21 protein-coding genes are annotated in these 21,952 nt (G+C 57.4%); 10 read left to right on the top strand and 11 right to left on the bottom strand.

The window, feature by feature from the left end; translation table 11 throughout:
* Positions 1-234: 234 nt before the first annotated feature.
* Together HX793_RS19540 and HX793_RS19535 are read left to right on the top strand one after the other, a co-directional pair.
* Positions 235-480, top strand: coding sequence for a hypothetical protein (locus HX793_RS19540; RefSeq protein ID WP_177096798.1), 246 nt, complete (start codon positions 235-237; stop codon positions 478-480).
* A gap of 100 nt (positions 481-580) precedes the next feature.
* Positions 581-1,825 (top strand): HEPN domain-containing protein, encoded by a 1,245-nt coding sequence (locus HX793_RS19535; RefSeq protein ID WP_177096799.1) that lies wholly within the window; start codon positions 581-583, stop codon positions 1,823-1,825.
* A 45-nt stretch (positions 1,826-1,870) separates the two neighbouring features.
* On the opposite strand, the gene HX793_RS19530 is transcribed toward HX793_RS19535, so the two are convergent.
* Both HX793_RS19530 and HX793_RS31015 read right to left on the bottom strand, forming a co-directional pair.
* Positions 1,871-2,089, bottom strand: a complete 219-nt coding sequence (locus tag HX793_RS19530; RefSeq protein WP_177096801.1) for a hypothetical protein — start codon at positions 2,087-2,089, stop codon at positions 1,871-1,873.
* Positions 2,090-2,278 carry a hypothetical protein gene (locus HX793_RS31015; RefSeq protein ID WP_256354500.1) on the bottom strand — a complete coding sequence of 63 codons (189 nt, stop codon included), beginning with the start codon at positions 2,276-2,278 and terminating at the stop codon, positions 2,090-2,092. It abuts the gene before it with no gap.
* 31 nt (positions 2,279-2,309) lie between these two features.
* Here HX793_RS31015 and HX793_RS31355 point away from each other — a divergent pair, with 31 nt between their 5' ends.
* Positions 2,310-2,495, top strand: a complete 186-nt coding sequence (locus HX793_RS31355; RefSeq protein ID WP_308936661.1) for a glycoside hydrolase family 25 domain-containing protein — start codon at positions 2,310-2,312, stop codon at positions 2,493-2,495.
* 291 nt (positions 2,496-2,786) lie between these two features.
* Positions 2,787-3,272 (top strand): YuaE family lipoprotein, encoded by a 486-nt coding sequence (locus HX793_RS31010; protein ID WP_218178778.1) that lies wholly within the window; start codon positions 2,787-2,789, stop codon positions 3,270-3,272.
* Positions 3,273-3,437: 165 nt separating this feature from the next.
* On the opposite strand, the gene HX793_RS19515 is transcribed toward HX793_RS31010, so the two are convergent.
* Both HX793_RS19515 and HX793_RS19510 read right to left on the bottom strand, forming a co-directional pair.
* The gene (locus HX793_RS19515) at positions 3,438-4,358 is read right to left on the bottom strand and encodes a fimbrial protein (RefSeq protein ID WP_256348295.1); all 921 of its coding nucleotides are present in this window, start codon (positions 4,356-4,358) and stop codon (positions 3,438-3,440) included.
* 202 nt (positions 4,359-4,560) lie between these two features.
* Positions 4,561-5,478 (bottom strand): LysR family transcriptional regulator, encoded by a 918-nt coding sequence (locus HX793_RS19510; RefSeq protein WP_177096806.1) that lies wholly within the window; start codon positions 5,476-5,478, stop codon positions 4,561-4,563.
* A 66-nt stretch (positions 5,479-5,544) separates the two neighbouring features.
* On the opposite strand from HX793_RS19510, the gene HX793_RS19505 reads away from it, so the two are divergent.
* The gene (locus tag HX793_RS19505; RefSeq protein WP_177096808.1) at positions 5,545-6,168 is read left to right on the top strand and encodes a LysE family translocator; all 624 of its coding nucleotides are present in this window, start codon (positions 5,545-5,547) and stop codon (positions 6,166-6,168) included.
* On the opposite strand, the gene HX793_RS19500 is transcribed toward HX793_RS19505, so the two are convergent.
* The gene (locus HX793_RS19500) at positions 6,133-7,149 is read right to left on the bottom strand and encodes a CobW family GTP-binding protein (protein WP_177096810.1); all 1,017 of its coding nucleotides are present in this window, start codon (positions 7,147-7,149) and stop codon (positions 6,133-6,135) included. The genes HX793_RS19505 and HX793_RS19500 overlap by 36 nt on opposite strands.
* Entirely contained in the window at positions 7,139-8,740 is a 1,602-nt protein-coding gene (locus HX793_RS19495) for an amidohydrolase family protein (RefSeq protein WP_308936660.1), read from the bottom strand. The genes HX793_RS19500 and HX793_RS19495 overlap by 11 nt, the downstream gene beginning before the upstream one ends.
* Before the next feature lie 315 nt (positions 8,741-9,055).
* On the opposite strand from HX793_RS19495, the gene HX793_RS19490 reads away from it, so the two are divergent.
* The 4 genes from HX793_RS19490 to gabP all read left to right on the top strand — a co-directional run bounded on the left by HX793_RS19490 (position 9,056) and on the right by gabP (position 15,460).
* A complete protein-coding gene (locus HX793_RS19490; RefSeq protein ID WP_177096812.1) occupies positions 9,056-10,294 on the top strand; it encodes an MFS transporter in 1,239 nt (412 codons plus the stop codon).
* Positions 10,295-10,442: 148 nt separating this feature from the next.
* Positions 10,443-13,352, top strand: coding sequence for an FAD-binding and (Fe-S)-binding domain-containing protein (locus HX793_RS19485; protein WP_177096814.1), 2,910 nt, complete (start codon positions 10,443-10,445; stop codon positions 13,350-13,352).
* A gap of 62 nt (positions 13,353-13,414) precedes the next feature.
* Positions 13,415-13,924, top strand: coding sequence for a hypothetical protein (locus HX793_RS19480; RefSeq protein WP_016977333.1), 510 nt, complete (start codon positions 13,415-13,417; stop codon positions 13,922-13,924).
* 102 nt (positions 13,925-14,026) lie between these two features.
* Positions 14,027-15,460 carry a GABA permease gene (gene gabP / locus HX793_RS19475; protein WP_095015656.1) on the top strand — a complete coding sequence of 478 codons (1,434 nt, stop codon included), beginning with the start codon at positions 14,027-14,029 and terminating at the stop codon, positions 15,458-15,460.
* 57 nt (positions 15,461-15,517) lie between these two features.
* On the opposite strand, the gene HX793_RS19470 is transcribed toward gabP, so the two are convergent.
* From HX793_RS19470 to HX793_RS19455, 4 genes are all read right to left on the bottom strand, one after another.
* Positions 15,518-16,879 (bottom strand): aminotransferase class III-fold pyridoxal phosphate-dependent enzyme, encoded by a 1,362-nt coding sequence (locus HX793_RS19470; RefSeq protein WP_177096816.1) that lies wholly within the window; start codon positions 16,877-16,879, stop codon positions 15,518-15,520.
* A 93-nt stretch (positions 16,880-16,972) separates the two neighbouring features.
* Positions 16,973-18,448: an NAD-dependent succinate-semialdehyde dehydrogenase gene (locus HX793_RS19465; protein ID WP_177060520.1), complete on the bottom strand. Its 1,476-nt coding sequence runs from the start codon at positions 18,446-18,448 to the stop codon at positions 16,973-16,975.
* A 93-nt stretch (positions 18,449-18,541) separates the two neighbouring features.
* Positions 18,542-18,901: a tautomerase family protein gene (locus tag HX793_RS19460; protein ID WP_016977329.1), complete on the bottom strand. Its 360-nt coding sequence runs from the start codon at positions 18,899-18,901 to the stop codon at positions 18,542-18,544.
* A gap of 119 nt (positions 18,902-19,020) precedes the next feature.
* On the bottom strand, positions 19,021-20,265 hold the full coding sequence (locus HX793_RS19455) for a D-amino acid dehydrogenase (protein WP_177096819.1): 1,245 nt from the start codon (positions 20,263-20,265) through the stop codon (positions 19,021-19,023).
* Between the two features lie 174 nt (positions 20,266-20,439).
* Here HX793_RS19455 and HX793_RS19450 point away from each other — a divergent pair, with 174 nt between their 5' ends.
* Positions 20,440-21,345, top strand: a complete 906-nt coding sequence (locus HX793_RS19450; RefSeq protein WP_177052130.1) for an NAD(P)-dependent oxidoreductase — start codon at positions 20,440-20,442, stop codon at positions 21,343-21,345.
* A gap of 5 nt (positions 21,346-21,350) precedes the next feature.
* Here the strand turns inward: HX793_RS19450 and HX793_RS19445 are convergent, their stop codons facing one another.
* Entirely contained in the window at positions 21,351-21,848 is a 498-nt protein-coding gene (locus HX793_RS19445; protein ID WP_177052132.1) for an Lrp/AsnC family transcriptional regulator, read from the bottom strand.
* Between the last annotated feature and the right edge of the window lie 104 nt (positions 21,849-21,952).

Below are 21,952 nucleotides of genomic sequence, written 5' to 3'. Positions count from 1 at the left end.
CAGTGAAATGCGGAGCTTTTTCATATACGGCGGGGTTTTCCAAGGAGTCGGTATCGTGACGGCCGTTGAGCGCGGTCAATTGGAGATCCTTGGGTTCATGCTGTGTGCGACATTCGTAGGGGTTTGGTTTGGGATCAAAGCATCAAGAAGGGGCTGAGATGCTCTGATGTTGCCGGGTTACGCTGATATGGGGTATTACAGATCACCGGCATGGAGCCAATTCAAGGAGCGAAGATGTTTGCGAAAATAGTTGTGGGGGTACTGATCGGTTTTGTCGCAGGTTTCGTTGACTCTAAAGGACCATTTTGGGCAAAGAGAGCTGAGACTATTTTGCAGGTGCTTATTTTCCTCATTGGTCTAGCCTTCCTCGCTTCCTCCTTTGGGGGTGGCGTGATGTACGGCGTGATGGCAATTGCCGAGATCGGTCTCGGCTTCTGCGCTTACGGAATAGTATTTAGACAGACAAGCGTTTATTCCTAAGCCCTAACAGGCAGGCGCCGCCCTCTGTGACCAGTGGTGGCAATTTGGTTTGGGTTGGGTATTACGGGTGACCGGCATGGAGCCGGATCAAGGAGTGAATATGAAAGTCAAATGGAAGAAAAATGATAGATTGAAGCCGCAAGTACTTATTGACAAGCTTAGGGAAATTACCACGGTTAGTAATGAAGGCCAGGTTAGTTATTCTGCTTTTGAAAAGCATGAGATAGACAGTGTTATGTTAACCATGCTGGATTTTGATGGTGATTATAGTTACTCAACTACCAGATCTATTTTCATGGAAGCCCAAGCTTCTTTTGCGAAAGGTAGTGTATTCACGAAGGATTCATTTCTTCAAGAACTGAACGCTGCTGTAATAAGGCGCGGAAGGAAAAGAGAGGACACCTATGTGATGGCTACGTCTATCTCTCTTCGAGATGGATTTCCTATTAAAGCTATACTGACGAACAAAGCAGTTATAAAGTGCTATCCAACAGGCCTGCCAAAAAAATTTAATACTCGCGACAAGCTCAAGTGGCCCAGTGATCTTGAGCCCTTACCTAAAGGGTATAGCTCAATAACTGTAACTTTAAAGTCAAAGGATAAGATGGATGCGTTTCATTCGGCAATCTACGAATTAGATTATGTGAGAGGCGTTTTCTCCCTTTTGACCAATCCGGTATCCGAATTTAATTTTGGCAAACCTAAAATTGGTTCTTTAAATCGTATAGTGCTTGGAGGCTTACATTCGCTCCATCATGAAAATGGAACGTTAGTAGATGAAAATTTGTTCTGGTATGAGAGAAATTATACGGTAATAAAGCCGACGGTTGCCAAGTCGCGAGAAGCTATGGCGAAAGTGTCTCGAACGATATTTAAAAAGGTTGGAGCTCACGGAAATTCCTCAATAATTAAGTCTGCAATTGTGCGTTACGTTCGTGCATTTGATGAGCATGACAAAAACATAGTTATACTCAAGCTTTGGGCCGCGCTTGAGTCCATGGTTAGCCCTTCAGAAAATAATGCGGAGGCCATAGTTAGGCGATGCTCTTTTATGTTTTCGGATCGGCCATATCACGCGCAAATCTTAGAGCATCTTAGGGAGTATCGTAATCGAAATGTACATACTGGCCATGAGGTGGAAAATTTAGATTACCACTGTTTCCAGCTTCAGATGTTCTTTAAAGAAGCGGTGCTTTTCTATATTAGTAATTATAATATATATCCGACACTTGCGGACGCGAATAGGTTTTTAGATCTGCCTAGTGGATTTGATGATTTAATGCACTTGAAAAAGTCTGTTGCCAAAGCTCTGAGATATCAACGGCATTATGATAAGGATGACTAAGTCTCTGCTTTGTCCACGAACTATCAGAGATAGTGAGCATCATTGTTATTCGTTGCTGTCGTCATCGGCGTTCATTTGGAGCGATTCGGCGAATCCTGCCTGACGTAATTTGCGCGCCACGTTTTCTGATATCTCGTAACCGTGGCGCTTAATTTTGAATAGAGGTGCGGACTTCTCAGCGCCCAGCGAGTGAGCGTGTGCGATCAGCCGCCAGATGGTTGCGCGGTCTTTCGTCTCGCCCAGTTCGGCGGTGAGTGCTGCCAATCAGTCCCGCATTCCCTGCCGGAAGTTGTAGCGGATGATGTCGGACGGCCCTTTGACTTTCGGCGGAGCCGGTGGCAGATCCTCGGACTTGGCGTTGATCACCAGCAGTTGCACCGCTTCGCCGACTTCCTCTATCTCATGCCAGAGCATCAACTCGTCGAGCATCTGCCGGGTGCCGTACCCGCACATCTACGCCTCTCCCAGCATCTGGAGTAACCGCGTGGCCTGGCGCAAGTACGATTTCAGTGAGTGCCCGCTGTGGATTGCCCATTGGGAAGTGGCTCAGCCCACAGTGCCTCAAACCTGGAGCGCCAAGGGTAAAAGCTGGGAGTGGTGGCAACACAGCAGCAAGGGCCAGGTTGATGGTATCCAGGGGCCGGTAGACTTGGATTGGGTCAAGTCTTAATGCCCTGCATCACAACGGCCCCATTCAGGGCCGTTGCTATTGACTACCTTTGCCTATTTGAAGGGCTTGGCGGTTGCACGAATCGCATTGACCTTCGCATCTGCTCTGCGATCGAGCTTTTTCTCGTCATCTCTTTGTTTTTTTACTACTATTACCCGTCTGTGCGCTCAAGGAAGAGAGGCTGAGCGCCTTGAGTCTGGTAGAAAATTTACACTCGATCATTGAGTGAGCTATTGCTTTTACCCAGAACCTAACGACTCAGCCAACCATAATTACTTCTTGGTGAAACCGATGGATAAAATGTGTGGCATCGTTGTAGTGGTAGGACTTGCCCTCGCGGGATGCGCTACGAAAACTCCAGAAAAAACTGAAGTGACCCCACCTCCTGCCGTCGTCCATGAAGCATCACCTGAAGCCGCACCTGCGCCAGCACCCAATTACACTGTGCGCTATGACAATACACCTGCGAACGCCAGTGCTGACACCGCCGTTCACGCCGCTCCAGAAGCCGCTCAGCCAGAATCAGAAACAACCCGCGCTGAACAATGCCGTAAAGAGCTGGATGTTTTGAAGGTTTACAACAAGCCGTCTTACGTTAAATACGAGGCGGAATACCAAGCTATTGCTGCCAAGACCGCTAAATATATGGAAATCAAGGACTCATTGGGTGCTGATTTGAACTATATGGTCATGCCAGCCTATCAATTTCAAATTCGTGAGTTCTGCTTCCGCGTGAAGACTCGTCTGTCGCAGCTTGTGCTTCGCCAAGCCAAATAATATAGGCAGACCCGCTGCGGGTGCTTCCTGGCCCAGAGAGGTCAGGTGGGCCCGTAAGGCTTAAAAGCCCTGCGGGTTAATCCAAGACTACAAAAGCCAATGCCCCGACCTGTCGGGGCATTGGCTTTTTGCGTTTTGACACAGCCTGTGCCGACACTGAGCGTGCTACAGATAGCTCATCACAAAGGTTACCGATGCGTTTGCAGTGCCCGCTTTCAGCTCGCCATCAGCCAGCCGGTAATAAGCCGCAGAAAGCGGGATGTTGAAGCTGGTGCCGGTGCTATTGAAGCCATTGAATGGGTAAGTGGTGCCCAGGGCGATGGGTTGACCGCTGTCGTTCATCAATTTCAGGCCGATGCCTTTGGCCGTTGAGCTGGCGTTCAACGCTACGATGCCCTGCTGCGGATCAATCACTTGAGAAGTGGCTTTAAGGGAATAAGTGACCTTCTGGATACCGGTCTGGCATTGGTTAAGGCCAATGTTGAATTTAACGGCTTGAGACGTATCACCCACAGTGCTGAATTCATGCAAGTAATAGTCATCGCCCATTTGAACAGAGACATCCGGGGTCTCGCAGGACGCGGCGTTCAAGATGATCGGGTTGGCCAGGTTGATCCTCACAAGGTCAAGGTCTCCGTACCGATGCGCCCCCAGATTGCCTGCGGGAACCTCATTTTTCGATGACAGTTCACCTGACTTAATAATCTCAAGGGTGTAGGTCCTGACCGGGTCCAAGTAACTCCCACTGAGAAGTCTATCTGCAGTTAGATAACCATTTTGGGTATTCGTGACTTTGAGTGATAGCCCTGTTTTACCTAGGGGAAAGGTATTGCCAGTGGTAACGCTACCGAATGTCGGGTTCAGGCTAAAGATAAACGGCGATGAGCTAGGGCAGTTGAAACCTTGCTGTGGCGCTGTGATGGATTCTTGATAAACCACCGTGCCTGCAGGCGCATCTCGAGGGACCGTCAAGGCAACCGGTGCAGCTGCGTAGTTAGCTGTGAACGTTTTCCCTTGGGTGAAAGAACAATTCGCGGCCAATGTATCCGTTGAATAAGCAAAAATTATTACGGCTGCGGTATTCAACAGTACACGCAGTCGGCGTTGTTTTTTTGAAACGCACATTTTGTTTGCGGCCGTGATGGTGGAAAAGATGGACGGCCACCCTATCGATCACGCGCACCTGAGAAAATCAGGCGATCCTTAGAGTGCGTGCTGCGATGCTGTTTTTTGCAGTGGAAGGAGGGGAGCAATCATTGGCGCACCTTGATACCTCTCCGCGACTTGATCAGCCCACCGTCTGCAACCATTCAAGCAGCGCCATTTCCACGCTGCCTTTCTCCGGCTCAGCCAAAGACAGCAGGCAATAGTTTGAGCCGTCTTCAACGAATCCCAAGGGCGCAGCCAACACGCCGTTCTCGAGATCGTCGCGCACTAAATGCCAGGGGCCGATGGCAACCCCGAGACCTGCTACAGCCGCCTGGATGCTGAAGTAAAAGTGCTCAAATACTTGCGTCTCCACGACTGGGGTCGGCAGTTCTCTTGCCGTTGCCCATTCCTGCCACGCCGTTGGCCGGCTTTTCGTCTGAAGCCGTGGAGCCGATGGGTGCAGAATGCCCTTGCTTGGGTCGAACCACGCACTGACTTTATCCGGCCGACAGACAGGGCCAACCTTTTCCTGGAATAGCGCTACTGCGTGATAGCCGGGAGTGCGGGGGAAGTCGTCACGCCGGATGGCGAGGTCGATGCCCTGGTCGAACGAAAACGGGCCACCGCCCGCCACCAAATGAATGTCCCGCCCTGGGTAACGTGCCTGGAAGTCGCTCCAGCGCGGGATCAGCCAGCGCATCAACAGGGTGGGTTCGCAGGATAGAACAAGCTGTCGTGCGCGGCGGGATTCGGTGCGGATCTCGCGCACGGTGTGGCTCATCAATCCAAACCCTTCGCTGACCGCCTTCGCGAGGCGTCTTCCGGTCTCCGTTAGAAAAACCTTGCGGTTACGCCGGTCGAACAGGTCAGCGCCCAAGTCTTCTTCAAGCAAGCGCACCGCGCGGCTGATGGCGCCGGGCGTCAGGTGCAATTCCTCTGCCGCACGGGCAAAGCTTTCAAACCGCCCGGCAGATTCGAAGCAGCGCAGGGCAAGCAAAGAGGGCATGCGCTGGTCAGAAATAGACGATTCAGAATCACCTTTTTCTTTAGAAAACATCGTTAGTGCCTGTCGTTAGAGTTTGGAAGAATCATGGGCTATGATCGATATTTGTCAAGGTACACCATGAACGAATGGATAGCAGTAATCACCCTTACACTGTTGGCGTGCCTCAGCCCGGGGCCGGATTTTGCCATGGTGTCTCGCAACGGGTTGCTACTGTCCCGGCGCGCGGGCGTTTTCACGGCACTGGGAATTGGAATGGGTGTGCTGGTACATGTGGGCTATACGCTGCTAGGGCTAGGGTGGGTGCTTCAACAAAGCCTTTGGCTGTTCACGGCATTGAAGTTGGCTGGGGCGGCGTATCTTGTCTACCTGGGCATCAACATGTTGCGTGCCACGCCAGCACGTGAGCATGCCGAGGCACCGGCGCCGGCCCTGTCCGATCTGGCGGCGCTGCGTACCGGGTTTCTGACCAATGCGTTGAATCCTAAAACCGCGATTTTCATTGTCAGTCTGTTCATGGGGGTGGTGCGACCGGAGACGGGCGTAGCCGTGCAGATGGCCTATGGCGTGTTTATCGCGGGGGCACACGTCGCGTGGTTCAGCCTGGTCGCGCTGTGCTTCTCCGCCGGGAGGGTGCGTGAGAAGCTGCTGGCCGCACGGCATTGGATTGACCGGGTGTTTGGTGGCCTGCTGGTGAGTTTTGGTGTGCTACTGACAATCGCCCAGCGATCTCTCGTCCAGTGAGCCCCAGCTGACCGTCATGAGTGTCTCGATGTTGGCAAGTACGGACACATCACTGTCGCGAACGATGAAAACCACAGACGTCGCCTGTGTCGAGGTCTGCTGCAAACGCCGCGCCGCCGAGAAGGTACTGCCCACGCTTTGCAGCAGCACACAACCGTCATGTGGGTCGTTCACCAGGGCTTTTATACGCAACAGGCGCTCCCCCAGTACCCCTGCGACGTTCTCCAGCCAATCCTGCACATCTTCCCACTCCGGATTAGCCAGCCGTGCATGAAACACGTTGATGCGGGGATGCTGTACTGCCTGCGAGGTGATCCGGCTGATGGGTGGAAGGGGACGCTCATTTCTCTCGTTGAAGCGGGTCCACGCCAGCCTGCACGCGGGCTCGGTCTCGTTGATGACCGTAGCGAACGGGTTGAAGTATCGGATGCTGTCAGCGTATTGCTCACGGGCGTCATCGGACACCCCATCCACTTTGGTCAATACAATCGTCTGTGCCGCTGCCAGTTGCGCGAACTCAGCTTCTGCATCACCGCCCGCACCAACCTCCCGGCTGCAGTCAAGGGTCGAGACCACACTGACGCGCATGCGTAACTCAGCCAGTCCGGTCAGTGAGCGAATGATTGGCCCCGGTTTTGAAAGCCCGCTGCATTCCAGGACAAGGGTGGTCAGGGGAGGCAAGTCTGCGTTGGCGCGGCTGGCGATCAGCTCTTCCACTGTGAACACCAGGTCATTGGTCAGCGAGCAACAGACGCATCCATTGCTCAATGTGGCCATCGCCAACCCTTTGGCCGAATCCGAAAGGATGGCGCCGTCTATGTTGATCGCACCGGCTTCATTGATGATGACCGCCGTCGTCGCCCTCATGCCAGGCGCGTTGATGAACGCTTCAAGCAGGGTGGTCTTGCCGCTGCCCAGTGCGCCGGCAAGGATGATGAAGTGGGTCTGATCCCAAGGCGTGCGGTGATCGTTACTGGCCATCGCGCAGTCCGTCTTTCCAGGTGTGCGCCACCATCTGGCGGACATCGGCCAAGAGGTCGGCCACCTCAAACAAGACGCCGGCCTTGATCGTCGTTTCCAGCGCACAGCGCTGTTCCAATGACCGTGTGTCATCGTTCAGCCGCAATGCACCAGTGCCATACAGCAGCTTGAAATCAGTCATGGGGTTTTGATTCAGGATCAGGATATCGGCGCGCTTGCCGGCTTCCAGTGTGCCCGTCTCATCCTCGATACCCAGCAGTTGCGCGCCGTGCAAGGTGGCGGCGCGCAATACTTCCGATGCGCTGAAACCGGCTTCCTGCAACAGCTCCAGCTCCCGGATGAAGCCGAACCCATAGATCTGAAACATGAATCCGGAATCACTGCCGGGGCACACACGGCCGCCCTTGTTTTTGAAGTCGTTGAGGAACTGCATCCAGATCGTGAAGCTCTCTTTCCATTCGAGTTCGTTCTTGAGCGACCAGCGATAGAAATAGGCGCCGTGCCCACCCCGTTGAGGTTGGAAATAACGCCAGGTGGTGCGGTCGGTGTACTGGTCGTGCCATTCGGCCCGGCGTGCGCGCATAAGGTCGCGGTTGGCGTCGTAAACGTTCATCGTCGGGACGAACGTATGGCCGACCTGCAGGAATTCATCCAGTACCTGGTTCCACTTTGGGCTGCCCGGCTTGGCCGCTTGCAGGAACGTCTGTCCCGCCGTGGCGAAGCGCAGGTATTCGTCGTTGTAGTTGTAGTCATCGTCGACCAGAGCAAGCGTGCGGCCCTCCAGCAACGCTTCGGGCAATCCGTAGGCGTGCTCGGTGCTGGTGAGGCCCCACTTGGCGGTTCGCAGTGCATTCATCCGGCCAACCGAGAGCTGCGCGTGGTGGCAACAGGTGCGTAACCCCAGCTTCTGCGCCTCGTCGAGCGCGGCTTCCATGACAGCGGGGGAGGCACCGAAGAACTTGACGCCGTCAGCGCCTTTGTCCTTCACCTGGCGCAACCATGCGCGGCCCTGCTCGGGGGTATGGATGGCTTTCAGGTAATCATTGACGGCGGGGAAGTAGGCGTAAGGGTACAGATGAGGTGCCGCAATACGGTTTTCTGCGGATGCCGCCTTCTGCTCGCAGGTCCAGGCCAGGCCATTCATACAACCTGCCTCACGAACGGACGTCACCCCATGGGCCAGCCACAGCTTATAAGCGTAATCCGCAGCAAGCATTTCGCCATTTTCGGCATGAAAGGGCGTGCCGATATGCGCGTGACAGTCGATGAAACCCGGTGTGATGAACTTGCCGGTGCAGTCGATTTCGTGGGCCCCACTGGCCGGTCGCCGCAGCGGGTTGATGGGCAGGCCGGGCACGCCGACGGCGGCGATTTCAACAATACGTTTGCCTTCGATCACGATGTCGGCAGGGCCCCATGGCGGCGCGCCTGTACCGTCAATGACCGTGGCACCGCGCAGCACCAGGCGCTGGAATGGGCCCAGGCCCCGATCGTTGGTGGTGGCGGGGATGACCTGGCCAAGCCCTTTTTTCGCAAAGCCTGCGACCATTTCTTCGCCCACTTCGAAGGCGGGGGTGACGGTTTCTTTCACGGGACCTCCCAGGGCCTCGCTCCTGCATCCGACAGTTGGATGAGCGCGGGCCCGGATTGTTATTGAGTCACGTCATCGCAACGTGTGGTGTCAGCATAGAGTTGCGCGACGCTTGGGTTCTCCTACTTCAGGTGGTATTCGCGGCGCTTTTTTTCCTACTTGGCTTGGGTGACGCCGGTGTGGCTGGAGTGGGCCAAATATCGGCACATCCAACAACAAGATGGGCACGGCGTGGTCGCCTACGCGATTCGCCGAAAGCTCGGAGGCGTCATGACTACAGCATCGCTAGCAGTCCATTCTCCGGCGCATGTCTCTATGCGCCGCAAGGCAATTGTTGCAACGGTATTGGGCAATGGTTTTGAGTGGTTTGACTTCATGGTGTATGGCTTTTTCGCCATTACCATCGGCAAGTTGTTTTTCCCTACGGGCAACGATGTGACCTCGCTGATGCTCTCGGCGGCGACCTTCGGCGTGGGTTTCCTGGTGCGACCGGTGGGCGGGGTGCTGATCGGTATCTATTCGGATCGGTACGGCCGCAAAGGCGCGTTGTCCCTGACCATTATTCTGATGGGGATCGGCACGGCGCTGATCGGACTGGCGCCCACCTACTCGCAGATTGGCATCGCGGCGCCGTGCATCATTGTGTTCGCACGGCTGTTGCAAGGCATCTCGGCAGGCGGCGAGATGGGCACGGCCACGGCGTACCTGACCGAGCATGCGCCTCCAGGCAAAAAGGCCTATTACTCCAGCTGGATCCAGACCAGCATCGGCTTTGCCGTACTGGTAGGCGCCTGTTTTGGCACCGGGATCACCCTCAATCTGTCCCCTGAACAGGTCGAGAGTTGGGGGTGGCGAATTCCGTTCCTGTTCGGCTTGCTGATTGGCCCGATTGGCTATTTCATCCGCCGCAACCTGGACGAGTCTCCCGCCTTTCTTGAAGACAGTGAAAAGTCCGAGACACCTTTCAAAGACGTCATTCGCGAATACCCCAAGCAAGCGTTCGCCAGTTTTGCCATGGTGGTGCTATGGACGGTGTGCATCTACGTCATTCTGTTCTACATGCCGACCTATTCGGTCAGGGTTTTGCAGCTTCCTCAATCGGCCTCCTTCATGGCGGCGATCGTTGGCGGCAGCGTGATCTCCCTCTGTTCGCCCATCATCGGCTGGTTGTCCGATCAGGTCGGGCGCAAGTGGTTGCTGGGTGGCGCGTCGGCGGCGATGCTGGTGCTGGCCTGGCCCTTGTTTACGATGATCGTTTCGCAGCCATCCTTGCTGACGCTGTGCATCTTCCAAGCGGTCTTCGGGGTATTGATCGCGACCTACACCGGGCCGATTCTGGCGGCGTTGTCCGAAACGTTCCCGACCAAGGTGCTTTCAACCGGGCTGTCAGTGGCCTACAACCTGGCGGTCATGACCTTTGGCGGCTTCGCCTCACTGATCCTGACGTGGCTGATACAGACCACGGGCACGCCGACCGCGCCGGCCTTCTACGTGATGTTCGCCGCCGGTTTCAGCTTTCTCGGGGTCATGCTCGGTTATCGCCAGCCGCGCTGAAAGGGCCTTTCCCGTACCGACCCGGTTCACGCTTGAAGCAGGAAAGAGGGGTGTTTTGTTCCTACTTTTCAGTCGTGGAGACGACCCTCGGCTATGCATAGGATGACGCCTCCCATGCGTAGCCGCTGACACAATAATAGGCAGCCTTATGACCTCCAGTACCGCCGCATCCATCATTGACCTGAACGTGTTGCTCAAGCTGCGCACGCAACTGGAGTCGCAGACGAATGCCGACGTTCGTTTCGATGCGGCGACCCGTGCCGTCTACGCGTCCGAGGCCTCCAATTATCGTCAGTTGCCAATCGGCGTAGTGGTACCCAAATCCATCGAGGATATTGTTGTGGCGATGCGTCTGTGCCGGGAGGCAAACCTGCCCTTGCTGCCACGGGGCGCCGGTACTTCGATGTGTGGTCAGTCGGTGAATGCGGCAGTCATTATCGACACCTCCAAGTACCTGAACCGCATCATCGACATCGATGCCCAGCGGCGGATCGCGCGGGTTGAACCGGGGGTTATTTGCGACCAGCTCAAGACGGCCGCCGCGCAACATGGGCTGACCTTCGGCCCGGACCCCGCCACCCATAGCCGATGCACCCTGGGTGGCATGATTGGCAACAACTCATGCGGTGCGCACTCGGTGATGGCTGGGAAAACCGTCGAGAACGTGGAGCGCCTGGAAATCCTCACCTACGACGGTGAACGATTCTGGGTAGGCCCTACGGACGAGGCGCAGTATCAGGAACACCTGGCGGCCGGTGGACGGCGTGCCGAGATCGTGCGTGGGCTCAAGGCCTTGGCTGACCAGTATGGCGATGATATCCGCGGGGGCTTCCCGTCGATCAAACGTCGGGTGTCCGGCTATAACCTGGATCAATTGCTGCCGGAAAACGGCTTCAATATCGCACGAGCACTGGTTGGGGTGGAGGGCACTTGCGTGACGGTGCTCCAGGCCGAAACCGTGCTGGTCAAGAACCCGACCCATCGACTACTGGTGGTGTTCGGCTACGAGGATATTTTCCTGGCGGCGGATTCGGTCCCGCAGTTGCTGCCGTTGGGACCCATCGCCATGGAAGGCTTGGACGACGGCATCATTGGCGGGCTGCTTGAGCGGGGCATGAAGGTCGACGATATCGCCCAGTTGCCGGCCGGCAATGCCTGGCTGATGGTCGAGTTCGGCGCCACCGATGAGGCTGATGTGCTGGCGGCGGCCACTCGGGCGCGGGATATTGCCGGGTTATTGCCCGGTCGGCCCAGTGTGCGGCTGGTTACCGACCCGGTCTTGATGAATCGTATCTGGACCATTCGCGAGACCGGCGCATCGGCCACTTCCCTGGGCCTGGACCCCAATGAGCCTGATCCAACCGTGGGGTGGGAAGACGCGGCCGTTGAGCCGCATTTGCTGGGTCAGTACTTGCGTGAGTTTTCCAGGATCGTCGCCAGCTACGGCTACAAGACTAACCTGTACGGTCACTTTGGTGATGGTTGCATTCACTCACGCATCACGTTCGACCTTAAATCGACGCAGGGCATTGAAACTTGGCGCGCCTTCCTGGATGAGGCGGCCCACCTGGTGGTGCGTTATGGCGGTTCCTTGTCCGGCGAGCATGGAGATGGCCAGGCCAAGGGCGAGTACCTGCCGATCATGTACGGTGAAACCATCATGCAGGCGCTGGCGGACTTCAAGGCCCTCTGGGACCCCCTGAACAAGATGAACCCCGGCAAATTGATCCACGCCATGCCGGTGGATGCCCACTTGCGCATGGGGCCGGATTACGTGCGCAAGGAGGTCAGCAGTTTGTTCACCTACGACGTGCGTCTGGGTGACAAGGGATTTGCCCGCGAGACCGAGCGTTGTATCGGTATGGGTAAATGCCGGTCGCCGGAGGGTGGCACCATGTGCCCCAGTTTCCGTGCTACCCGCGAGGAGCGTTACTCCACGCGTGGCCGGGCGCGCTTGTTTTTCGAGTTGCTCAAGGGGGATGTCATCCAGGACGACTGGAACAACAAGGACATCAAGGACTCCCTGGACCTGTGCCTCGGGTGCAAGGGGTGCAAGTCGGATTGCCCGACCAATGTCGATATCGCCCGCTATAAAGCCGAATTTCTGTACCGGCACTACCAGCAGAATTCGCGCTCACTCATGGATGCCATGATCGGCCGTATCGGCGATTGGCTACCCGTTGCGACCAAGGTTTCACCGATCCTCAACTACGCCATGGGCAACCCGTTATTCAGGACGGCCGGCGCGTGGTTTGGCTTGGCGCCGAGCGTCAAGTTCCCCAGGATTGCCGGTGAAAGCTTCAGGGCCGGCAAGACCGCCAAGCGCCTGTTGAGGCGCCCGGATAGGGCTTCGGCCAGCAGCGTCCTGCTCTGGGTGGACAGCTTCAACAATGGCTTCACGCCAGCTGTCCTCGAGGCCGGGGTCGAGGTGCTGGAGAAGCTGGGGTTCCACGTCCAGCTCATGCAGCGCCATGTGTGCTGTGGCCGCCCTTACTACGACGTCGGCATGCTGGATCAAGCCAAGGCGAATCTGGAAGCGATCCTCACGCAATTGGCACAGCCGCTGAGCGAGGGGATTCCGATTGTGGTGCTGGAGCCGAGTTGCCTGTCCGTGTTCAGGGATGAAATGCCCGGATTGTTCCCGGAGGACCCAAGGGCCAGGCAGATGACCCAATCGCTGGTAACCCTCAGCGAGCTGATTCAGCAACAGGGCATTGAGCTGCCGAGCATCGGCGACGATGTGCGTATCCATGGGCACTGCCATCAGAAAGCGTGTGGTGGGCTGGGGGCTGAGCAAGCGGTGCTCAAGCAATTGGGTGACAAGGGCGGTCTCATCCCGGCGGGCTGCTGCGGGGTGGCGGGGGCCTACGGTTACCATCGAAAAAGCGCACCTATTGCCCGGACCATTGGTGAACAGGAGTTCAAGCCGCACCTGGACAGGTTGCCCGACGACGCCTGGGTGGTGGCTGACGGTTTCAGTTGCCGGGGGCAGATACGCAACGTCAGCGGGCATCAGCCGCTGCATTTGGCGGAGTATCTGGCGAAGGTACTGCGTTGAGGGCGTGTAGCCGTACCCCCCTGCACACTTCTTTGGTCCCTTGACGGAAAGGAAACAGACGCGTGCGCGAAATTGCGATCCTCAAAGTTGATCTGGCTGCACTGGTTAATAACAACGAGTTGCAACTGGAAGGGTTTAAGCGTGGCCTGGAGGCGTTATTGAAACTACTGGCCAAAGGCATGAAGCCGGTGCTGGTTGTTCAGGCGAACAACGCAGTGCAGGCCAATCGCACGCTGGTTTCGCCCTCGGCATTGATAGGGCAGACCAGGGTGATTGCACAGTGGGTCGCGATGCTCGGCGCGGCGCATCTGGTCGGGGCACAACTGGTGGTTGAGCGGGGGCGGTCAGGCGGCGACGTGCAACTTGCGCAAACCGTGGCGACCCTCGGCGTGCTGACGGAGTTGGGTGCGATTCCCATCCTGATGCACAACGAATTGACCTGGATAACCGGGCGCTCAAACACGTATGGATGGGATTTGGCAGCGAGCCTTGCCAATGCATTTCGCACCACGGTAGTGGAACCGAAACAGGAGGGTGAGCAGGTCAGGGAGACGGACCACGTAAGTGCCTGAGTGACACTTCAACCGGGTAATGGGAGAACTCTAAAACAATAAGAGAGCGCTTTCGCGCGCCAAAAACTTCACAACCTGCCTAATAAAAACAATGGTGAAACTATGTCGAAGATACACACTTCCCACGAAGCAGGGGGGCAGGCGGGATCGTCGCTTGCGCCCGGACTCAAACAGCGGCACGTCACAATGTTATCGATTGCCGGTGTCATCGGTGCGGGGCTTTTTGTCGGGTCAGGGCATGCGATTGCAGCGGCCGGGCCAGCCGTGTTGCTGTCCTATCTGGCGGCGGGAACCCTGGTGGTACTGGTCATGCGGATGCTGGGCGAGATGGCCGTTGCATCTCCGGATACGGGCTCGTTTTCCACTTACGCCAACCGCGCCATTGGCCCCTGGGCCGGATTTACCATTGGCTGGCTCTACTGGTGGTTCTGGGTGCTGGTGATTCCCCTTGAGGCGATTGCCGCCGCCGCCATTCTGCACAGTTGGTTTCCTACCGTTGATACGTGGATTTTTGCGCTGTCCATCACCTGTGGTCTGACTTTGACCAACCTGTACAGTGTTGCCCGCTACGGTGAGTTCGAGTTCTGGTTTGCCTTGGCGAAAGTGCTGGCAATCATTGCCTTTATCGTGGTGTGTGCCATCGCATTGGTGGGTGGTCTGCCGGACCGCACGGTCAGTGGTATCGGCACGCTCATCAGCAACCACGGCGGGTTCGCCCCCAACGGCTATGCGCCGGTGCTGGGAGCTTTGCTGACCACCATGTTCAGCTTCATGGGCACCGAAATCGTCACCATCGCGGCGGCGGAGTCGCACAACCCCAGCAAACAGATTGCACGGGCTACCAATTCGGTGATCTGGCGGATTGGCTTGTTTTACATCGTCTCGATTTTCATGATCGTGTCGATCGTTCCCTGGAACGATCCGGCCTTGGCGGTGGTGGGTTCGTATCAACGTGCACTGGAATACCTGCAAATTCCCAACGCGAAGTTTATCGTCGATGTGGTGGTGCTGGTTGCGGTCGCCAGTTGCCTGAACTCGGCAATTTATACTGCGTCACGCATGTTGTTTGCCTTGGCCAAGCGTGGTGAGGCACCTGGGTTCCTGAGGGCGACCACGCTTGCGAAAGTGCCGCGCCAGGCGGTGATAGCGAGTACGGCCATTGGTTGTGTCACCACAGTGATCAACTATTTTGCTCCTGAGCGCCTGTTTTCGTTTTTGTTGGCGACGTCGGGCGCGGTGGCATTGCTGGTTTACCTGGTCATTGCCATTTCGCAATTGCGCATGCGTAAAAAGCTGGTGGCCCATGGGCACCGCATCGGTTTCAGGATGTGGCTTTATCCAGGTCTGACCTGGGCGGTCATTGTGTTCATCGTCGGTGCGCTGGGCGTCATGTTGACCTTGCCGGCCCATCAGGGCGAGGTCATTGCGACGGCGGGGTTGGCGGCGTTGGTGGTGATCACCGGGTTGATCGTCAAACGCCGAAGTCCTTCGCAGTCTTGGGTGCCTGACAGGGTGGTCCAGGAAGCACGTCACTGACGAACGCAATGCGAACAAAAAAAGCCCAGGCCGTCCAGCGGCCTGGGCTTTTGCTTGTTACCGCGCGCTGGCGGCAGCCTTCTCGATAGCGTATTTCAAGATAGCCAACAGGGTGTCGATATCGGCCTTGGTGTAATTCAATGACGGCGCGAAACCGAGGATGTCGTCGGCAAAGGCTCTGAACACCAAGCCCTCTGCAAAGGCGTGCTTGAGCACCTGCTGGCCGAACTGCAGCGTGGCGGCAGGCTTGGCATTGGTGTGTTTGTCCGCCACGAACTCCAGCGCCGCCAACATCCCTCGGCCGCGCACTTCGCCGACGCAGTCCAGGGACTCCAGCTGTTTTAGCTGTTGTTGAAAATACGCGCCGACCTGCAGGCCGTTGGCCAACAGGCCGCCCTCCAAGTAAAGGTCGAGGGTGGCGTTGGCGATCGCCGCACTCACGGGGTGTCCCGCGTAGGTTTGTCCATGGCCCAGGGCCGTGCCGTCCTTGCCGGCTTCTGCGAGTGCGGCGTAGATGTGTTCTGAGATCAGGGTTGCGCCCATCGGCGCGTAACCCGAGGTCAGGCCTTTGGCGAGTGTCATCAGGTCCGGGCTCACACCTTCGGCTTCGCACGCGAACATCGGGCCGGTCCGGCCAAACCCGGTGATCACCTCATCGACGATCAACAGGATCCCTAGCCGATCGCAGGTGTCGCGCATGGCTTTCAAAAAACCGCCGGGCGGTACGATGACGCCACCAGAACCCTGAATCGGCTCACAGATGAAGGCCGCCACATTGTGTGCGCCGATCGCGGTGACTGTGTCTTCCAGGGCCTTGACGGTGCTGCACAATACGTTCGCGTCGTCAGGGCCTTGCGGGTGCCGAAAGGGGTAAGGGGAGGGGATGTGATGCTGATCAGACGTGGGTACGTCGAAATAACGGTGGAACAGCGGCAACGCGGTTAACCCGCTACCGTTGGACGAGGTGCCGTGGTAACCGCGCTGCAGTCCAATGAAATGCTTCTTCTCGGGGCGGCCTGTGGCGTTGAAGAAGTACCGCACCAAGCGAATCGCCGTATCGACGGCGTCCGAGCCGCCTTGGCCGAACACCACGCGAGTGAGCCCTTCAGGTGCCAATGACGTCAAGCGAGCGGCCAGTTCGATCGCGGGCTCGCTGGCGAAATGAAAATAACCCGTGGCGTAGGGCAGTGTTTCCAGTTGGCGCCTGGCGGCCTCCACAATGGAGGGTTGCCCGTAGCCGGCATTCACGCACCACAGCCCGGAGAACGCATCTTGAACACGCTTGCCATGTATGTCGGTGAGATGAATGCCGTCTGCCGATTTCCAGATGCAGGGTCCTTGGGCCTCATGTTGCAGCAGTGCGGTAACAGGGTGAACCCAATGACGGTCCTGGCGTAGCAAGCGATCGAGGTCGTGCATAAATACTCCAAAATGAAGCGGGCACCCGATGGATGCCCGCGTTGATAGCGCTTGCGGTCGCCGCTGAGACAGCGGTCGGTCAAGCGTGATGAGTCAATCCAGTCCGCCTTGGCAGGTGTATTTGATGTGCATGTACTCTTCCAGACCGTGGGTAGAGCCTTCTCGGCCATAACCTGAATCTTTCACCCCGCCAAAGGGCGCGGCCTCGGCGGCCAGCGCGCCTTCGTTGATGCCGACGATGCCGCACTCAAGGGCTTCGGCGACCCGGGTGACCCTGCGCAGGTCAGTTGTATAGAAGTACGCAGCCAGGCCGAACGGTGAGTCATTGGCCCATTCCAGCACTTCGCTTTCGGTGGCGAAGCGGGTGATCGGCGCCACTGGGCCAAAGGTTTCCTCCAGGAAACACCTTGAGTGCTTGTCCACATCGACCAATACGGTGGGCGCATAGTAGGTGTCGCTTGAGCATTCACGGGTCTGAATGCGTTGGCCGCCTGTGGTGATGCGAGCGCCACGACTCACTGCGTCAGCCACATGACTTTCGATTTTTTCGATGGCCTTGGCATTGATCATCGGGCCGATCTGCGCGGCAGGGTTGGTCGCAGGGCCGACCACAAGCGCGGCGACGCGGGCTGTCAGCTTGTCGACGAACTCCTCGTAAACACCCTCCTGCACGTAGATGCGGTTAGGGCATACGCAGGTCTGACCCCCGTTGCGGAACTTCGCCACCATCAGGCCCTCAATGGCGGCGTCCAACGCGGCGTCATCAAACACAATGAACGGCGCATTGCCACCCAGCTCCAGGGAGAGTTTTTTCAGCGTATCCGCGGACTCGCGGGCGAGGTGTTTGCCCACCGGGGTCGAGCCGGTGAAGGTAATCTTGCGCACCCTCGGGTCGTCCAGCCACACATCCGCTACCTCCTTGGATTTGGCAGTCACCACGATGTTCAGCACCCCAGGCGGAACACCGGCCAGTTCTGCCAGCTTCACCAACGCCAGGGACGTCAACGGCGTTTCTGCGGCCGGCTTGCACACAACGGTGCAGCCCGCCGCCAGGGCCGGTGCGATCTTGCGTGCAATCATCGCTGCCGGGAAATTCCACGGAGTGATCGCGGCGATGATCCCCACGGGCTCTTTATGAGCCGTCAGGCGCCGTCCCGTGGCCGGTGAGGGGATGATTTCCCCATTGGCGCGTGTCGCTTCCTCAGCGAACCATTCCACGTAACTGGCTGCATAGGCGACTTCACCTACACCTTCCGCCAGTGGCTTGCCTTGCTCTGAGGAAATGATTTTCCCCAGGTCCTGCGCATTCGCCAGAATCAGGTCATTCCAACGTTTGAGGATAGTGGCGCGCTGCTTGGCCGGAACATTTTTCCAGGTGATGAACGCTGCCGCCGCCGCGTCGACTGCCGCCTTGGCGTCAATGGCATCGCTGTCTGGAACCGTGGCGTAGACCTCGCCGGTCGCCGGGTTGATCACCGGCAGAACCTGTCTGTTGTACGCCTCGCACCAGTCGCCATTGATGAAGTTCATTTGGAGCAGCAGCGTTTTGTTCTCGATTGCTAAAGACATTTTATCTCCCCGTACACAGGGCTGTTCGCGCGCAGGCGCAGCCCTGCAGCGAAAGCTGTTTATTGATGATCGTCGAGTGTTTGATTGATGCCTTCAGGGCGCCGGTCGGCCGTTGCGGATACACCAGTTTTCAACTGGCGATTCATGCAGGCCGATAAACACATCCACCTCATGAATGCCCAGCGCGCCAAGGCGTTTGAGGATTTCCTGGTAGAAAACCTGCTTGGCGATGGCCGAGCGCCCAGGAAACATCTGGATCGTTATCAGGATGAAGTTGTCCGAACTGTCCGGCGGGGTAAGGACCCATTTGGGACTGTGTTCGACATACCTTGATTGGCGATCGGACGGCGGCACATTGAAGGCCGCCAGTTGTGCTTCATAGACGGCTTGCAGCAGGTGCGCTACTTCGTCGTCCGTACGCGTGCGGCAGCTTTCAATCAGGGCTAATGGCATGGCAGACCTCCACGTTGACTCACGTTCAGAGTAACCAGTGGGCACTGCGCGAACTACACAGGCCAGGTAGGATAAACAGGCGACGTTTTCCTATGGCAGGCAGTAGGTTCAAGCGATGCTTACTGGTACAGCAACCCGCTCATATCAATGTCGGGCGTGCGGCCGGCAACCAGGTCGGCGGTGATCTTTCCGCTGCCGCACGCCATCGTCCAGCCCTGGGAACCGTGGCCGGTATTCAGGAACAGGTTGCGGATCTGCGTCGGCCCAAACAGCGGATTGCCGTCGGGTGTCGCCGGGCGCAGGCCACACCAGAGCTCAGCCTGGGCGTAATCGCATAGGGTCGGAAACAGGTCCTTGGCGGCCTGGGTCATGTAGCGAAAGTCGTCTCTCGAAAGGCGCATGTCATAGCCGGTGAATTCGGCGGTAGCGGTCAGTCGCAGACGATTTCCCAATACGGAGAAGGCCAGGAGATTGTCTTCATCCAACCCGCCCAGTGTGGGCGCCTCTTCGGGGCGGCGGATGGGGACGGTCATGGAGTAGCCTTTGACCGGGAACACATCGATGTTGACGCCGTATCGGCGCAGCAGAATCGATGAGTAGGCCCCCATTGCCACAATGATTGCATCGGCGGCAATCACGCCTTTCGAGGTGCTGACGGCACGCACCTCGTTGCGCTCGATATCCAGCCCAAGCACCTGGGTGTTGTACATGAAATTGACCCCACGCGCGGCGCACGCGCGCGCCAATTCGACAGTGAATAAACGCGCGTCGCCGGTGCCATCGGAAGGCACGAAGACGCCGCCCACCAAGCGGCTGGCTATTGGTTTGAGCGCGGGTTCCAATTGCGCTACACGCGCGCTGGAAACGACCTCGATCGGCAAGCCGGCTTGCTCCAGGACGCGCATCTGGCGTAACCCTTCATCCATGCAGTGCTGGGTTCGATAGACGTACAGCAAGCCCTTGTCCGTGTGGAAAAATTCGATCCGGGTGTCCTGGACCACCTCGCGCATGACCGCCTGGGAATAGGAGGCCAGACGCAATCGGGTCGCCGCGTGCTGGTTTGCACGGGCGCGTGGGCATTCACAGAGAAACTTGAATAGCCAGGACCACAGCCTCGGGTCGAGGCGAGGGGCGATGCGCAGCGCCTGGTCATTTCGGAACAACGATTTGGCCAAGATGCCGGGAGCCGCCGGGCTGGCCCACGGGTAAGAGTGGCCCTGGCACAGCAGGCTGCCGTTCGCAAAACTGGTTTCCATCGCGGCCTCGGGTTGACGGTCAATGACCGTGACCTCATGGCCGTCCCTTGCCAGGTAATACGCTGCGGGTATGCCTGCGAGTCCTGCGCCCAACACCAATACTTTCATGATCAGCTCCGTGAAATGTGCGTTTCGTTGCCGATCAATTGTGCGTATCCGGCGCTCGGTAATTTTTTGAAAACGGGCGCGTGACGCTGACATTTATCCTTTTCAGCGACCTAGAAAAGGCATTTTTTCTGGCACGGCCCTTTAGGCTCTGGTGACCCTGTCGCTGGAACTGCCATGAACATTGTATTGATTGACTGCACGCCTGAACTGAACGCGCTGTTTGACGCAGGCACGCTGACGGTCCCCGAGGGAATGCACATTCATGTGGGCGATCCGACCCCTGAACAGATCGTGTCGTTATGCCGCTCGGCGCACGTCATGCTGGTCGAGCACACACTGGTGAGCCCCGAAACGCTGGCGGCCTGCCCGACGTTGAAGGCTATAGTTTTCATGGGGACGGGCGCCAGCAGCTATCTGCCGATGGTGTGGTTGAGTGAGCACGGTATCGCGGTGAGCACCACGCCCGGCTACGGTAGCCGAGCGGTGGCGGAACATGCCCTGGCATTGACCTTCGCTGCCGCGCGAAATCTGGGGCCGATGCTGAAAGACATTGCACGCGGGGGCTGGCAGCCTCGCGGCGGCCTTCAACTGGAGGGGCGCAAAGTGGCAGTGATTGGTTTTGGTGAAGTAGGGCGTTGTTATGCGCAGATGGCTACAGCGCTCGGCATGGATGTCTCAATCTGGAATCGTACGCCTGTCGACTCGCCGTATTTTGAGGCCGACCTGAACACGGTCTTGCGCGGCGCCGAGGTGGTGTCGCTGCATCTGGCTCTTAACCCGCATACCACCGGGTTTCTCGACTCGGCACGCCTTCGGTTGCTCAAGCCGGGTGCGTTGGTGATCAACACTGCGCGAGCCGCCTTGATCGATCAGGCGGCGCTGGCGCAAGCATTGTATAGCGGCCAGGTGGCGCACGCGGCCCTGGATGTGTTCTGGCAGGAACCTATGGCACCCAATGACCCGTGGCGCGATGTCGGGAATGTCACGCTGACCCCGCATGCCGCCTACATGACGCAGGAGGCGTATCTGGAGCTGTGGAAGCGCACCTTGAATGCAGCCGCGCAGTATTCCGACCGGTGACAGATTCAGGCATTGCCGGGCGTCAGCAATGCCTGCAAGTCCACGCCTTCGCGTTGAAACACCGTTCGTGTCACGAAGAAGGTGTAAAAGCGCGCGACCCCGACGTTTTTTTGCAAGAGCTCATCCATGATGGCCTGGTATTCCACCACGCTTTTGCAGACGAATTTCAAGACATAGTCAATCTTGCCGGTGACCATGTGACACTCCTGCAAGTCCTGGTATGTGCGCACCGTCGACTCGAAGCGTTGAAAGCTTTCCTTGCGGTGTTCATCCAGTTCGACCTCGGAGTAAATGGTCAAGGATCCCGCGATCTTGGCAATGTTCAAGGTGGCGGAATACCGAAGGATGTAGCCGTTTTTCTCCAGTCGTTTGACCCGGATGTAGCAAGGGCTTGGCGAGAGGTTGACCTTGTCGGCCAATGCCGCATTGGTCAGCGAACTGTCCTGCTGGAGGTGGGCCAGGATGGCGATATCGATCCGGTCGAGCCTGGTCTGAGTGTGCATTTGGATTTACCTCGTTTGACTGCTGCACCGATTGCCGTCAATCACCTTTTCCAGAGCCTATGGAGAGCGCAAAAGTCGCCAACGCGGCGACTTTTGCTGATTCA

Source organism: Pseudomonas reactans (assembly GCF_013387025.1).
Lineage (GTDB): Bacteria > Pseudomonadota > Gammaproteobacteria > Pseudomonadales > Pseudomonadaceae > Aquipseudomonas > Aquipseudomonas reactans.
This window is presented reverse-complemented; position numbering and strand designations above follow the sequence as displayed.

Coding starts and splice junctions, on each gene's coding strand:
- HX793_RS19540 (WP_177096798.1), top strand. CDS start 235: ATGTTTGCGAAAATAGTTGTGGGGGTACTGATCGGTTTTGTCGCAGGT.
- HX793_RS19535 (WP_177096799.1), top strand. CDS start 581: ATGAAAGTCAAATGGAAGAAAAATGATAGATTGAAGCCGCAAGTACTT.
- HX793_RS31015 (WP_256354500.1), bottom strand. CDS start 2,278: ATGTGCGGGTACGGCACCCGGCAGATGCTCGACGAGTTGATGCTCTGG.
- HX793_RS31010 (WP_218178778.1), top strand. CDS start 2,787: ATGGATAAAATGTGTGGCATCGTTGTAGTGGTAGGACTTGCCCTCGCG.
- HX793_RS19510 (WP_177096806.1), bottom strand. CDS start 5,478: ATGTTTTCTAAAGAAAAAGGTGATTCTGAATCGTCTATTTCTGACCAG.
- HX793_RS19505 (WP_177096808.1), top strand. CDS start 5,545: ATGAACGAATGGATAGCAGTAATCACCCTTACACTGTTGGCGTGCCTC.
- HX793_RS19500 (WP_177096810.1), bottom strand. CDS start 7,149: ATGGCCAGTAACGATCACCGCACGCCTTGGGATCAGACCCACTTCATC.
- HX793_RS19490 (WP_177096812.1), top strand. CDS start 9,056: ATGCGCCGCAAGGCAATTGTTGCAACGGTATTGGGCAATGGTTTTGAG.
- HX793_RS19485 (WP_177096814.1), top strand. CDS start 10,443: ATGACCTCCAGTACCGCCGCATCCATCATTGACCTGAACGTGTTGCTC.
- gabP (WP_095015656.1), top strand. CDS start 14,027: ATGTCGAAGATACACACTTCCCACGAAGCAGGGGGGCAGGCGGGATCG.
- HX793_RS19470 (WP_177096816.1), bottom strand. CDS start 16,879: ATGCACGACCTCGATCGCTTGCTACGCCAGGACCGTCATTGGGTTCAC.
- HX793_RS19465 (WP_177060520.1), bottom strand. CDS start 18,448: ATGTCTTTAGCAATCGAGAACAAAACGCTGCTGCTCCAAATGAACTTC.
- HX793_RS19460 (WP_016977329.1), bottom strand. CDS start 18,901: ATGCCATTAGCCCTGATTGAAAGCTGCCGCACGCGTACGGACGACGAA.
- HX793_RS19455 (WP_177096819.1), bottom strand. CDS start 20,265: ATGAAAGTATTGGTGTTGGGCGCAGGACTCGCAGGCATACCCGCAGCG.
- HX793_RS19450 (WP_177052130.1), top strand. CDS start 20,440: ATGAACATTGTATTGATTGACTGCACGCCTGAACTGAACGCGCTGTTT.
- HX793_RS19445 (WP_177052132.1), bottom strand. CDS start 21,848: ATGCACACTCAGACCAGGCTCGACCGGATCGATATCGCCATCCTGGCC.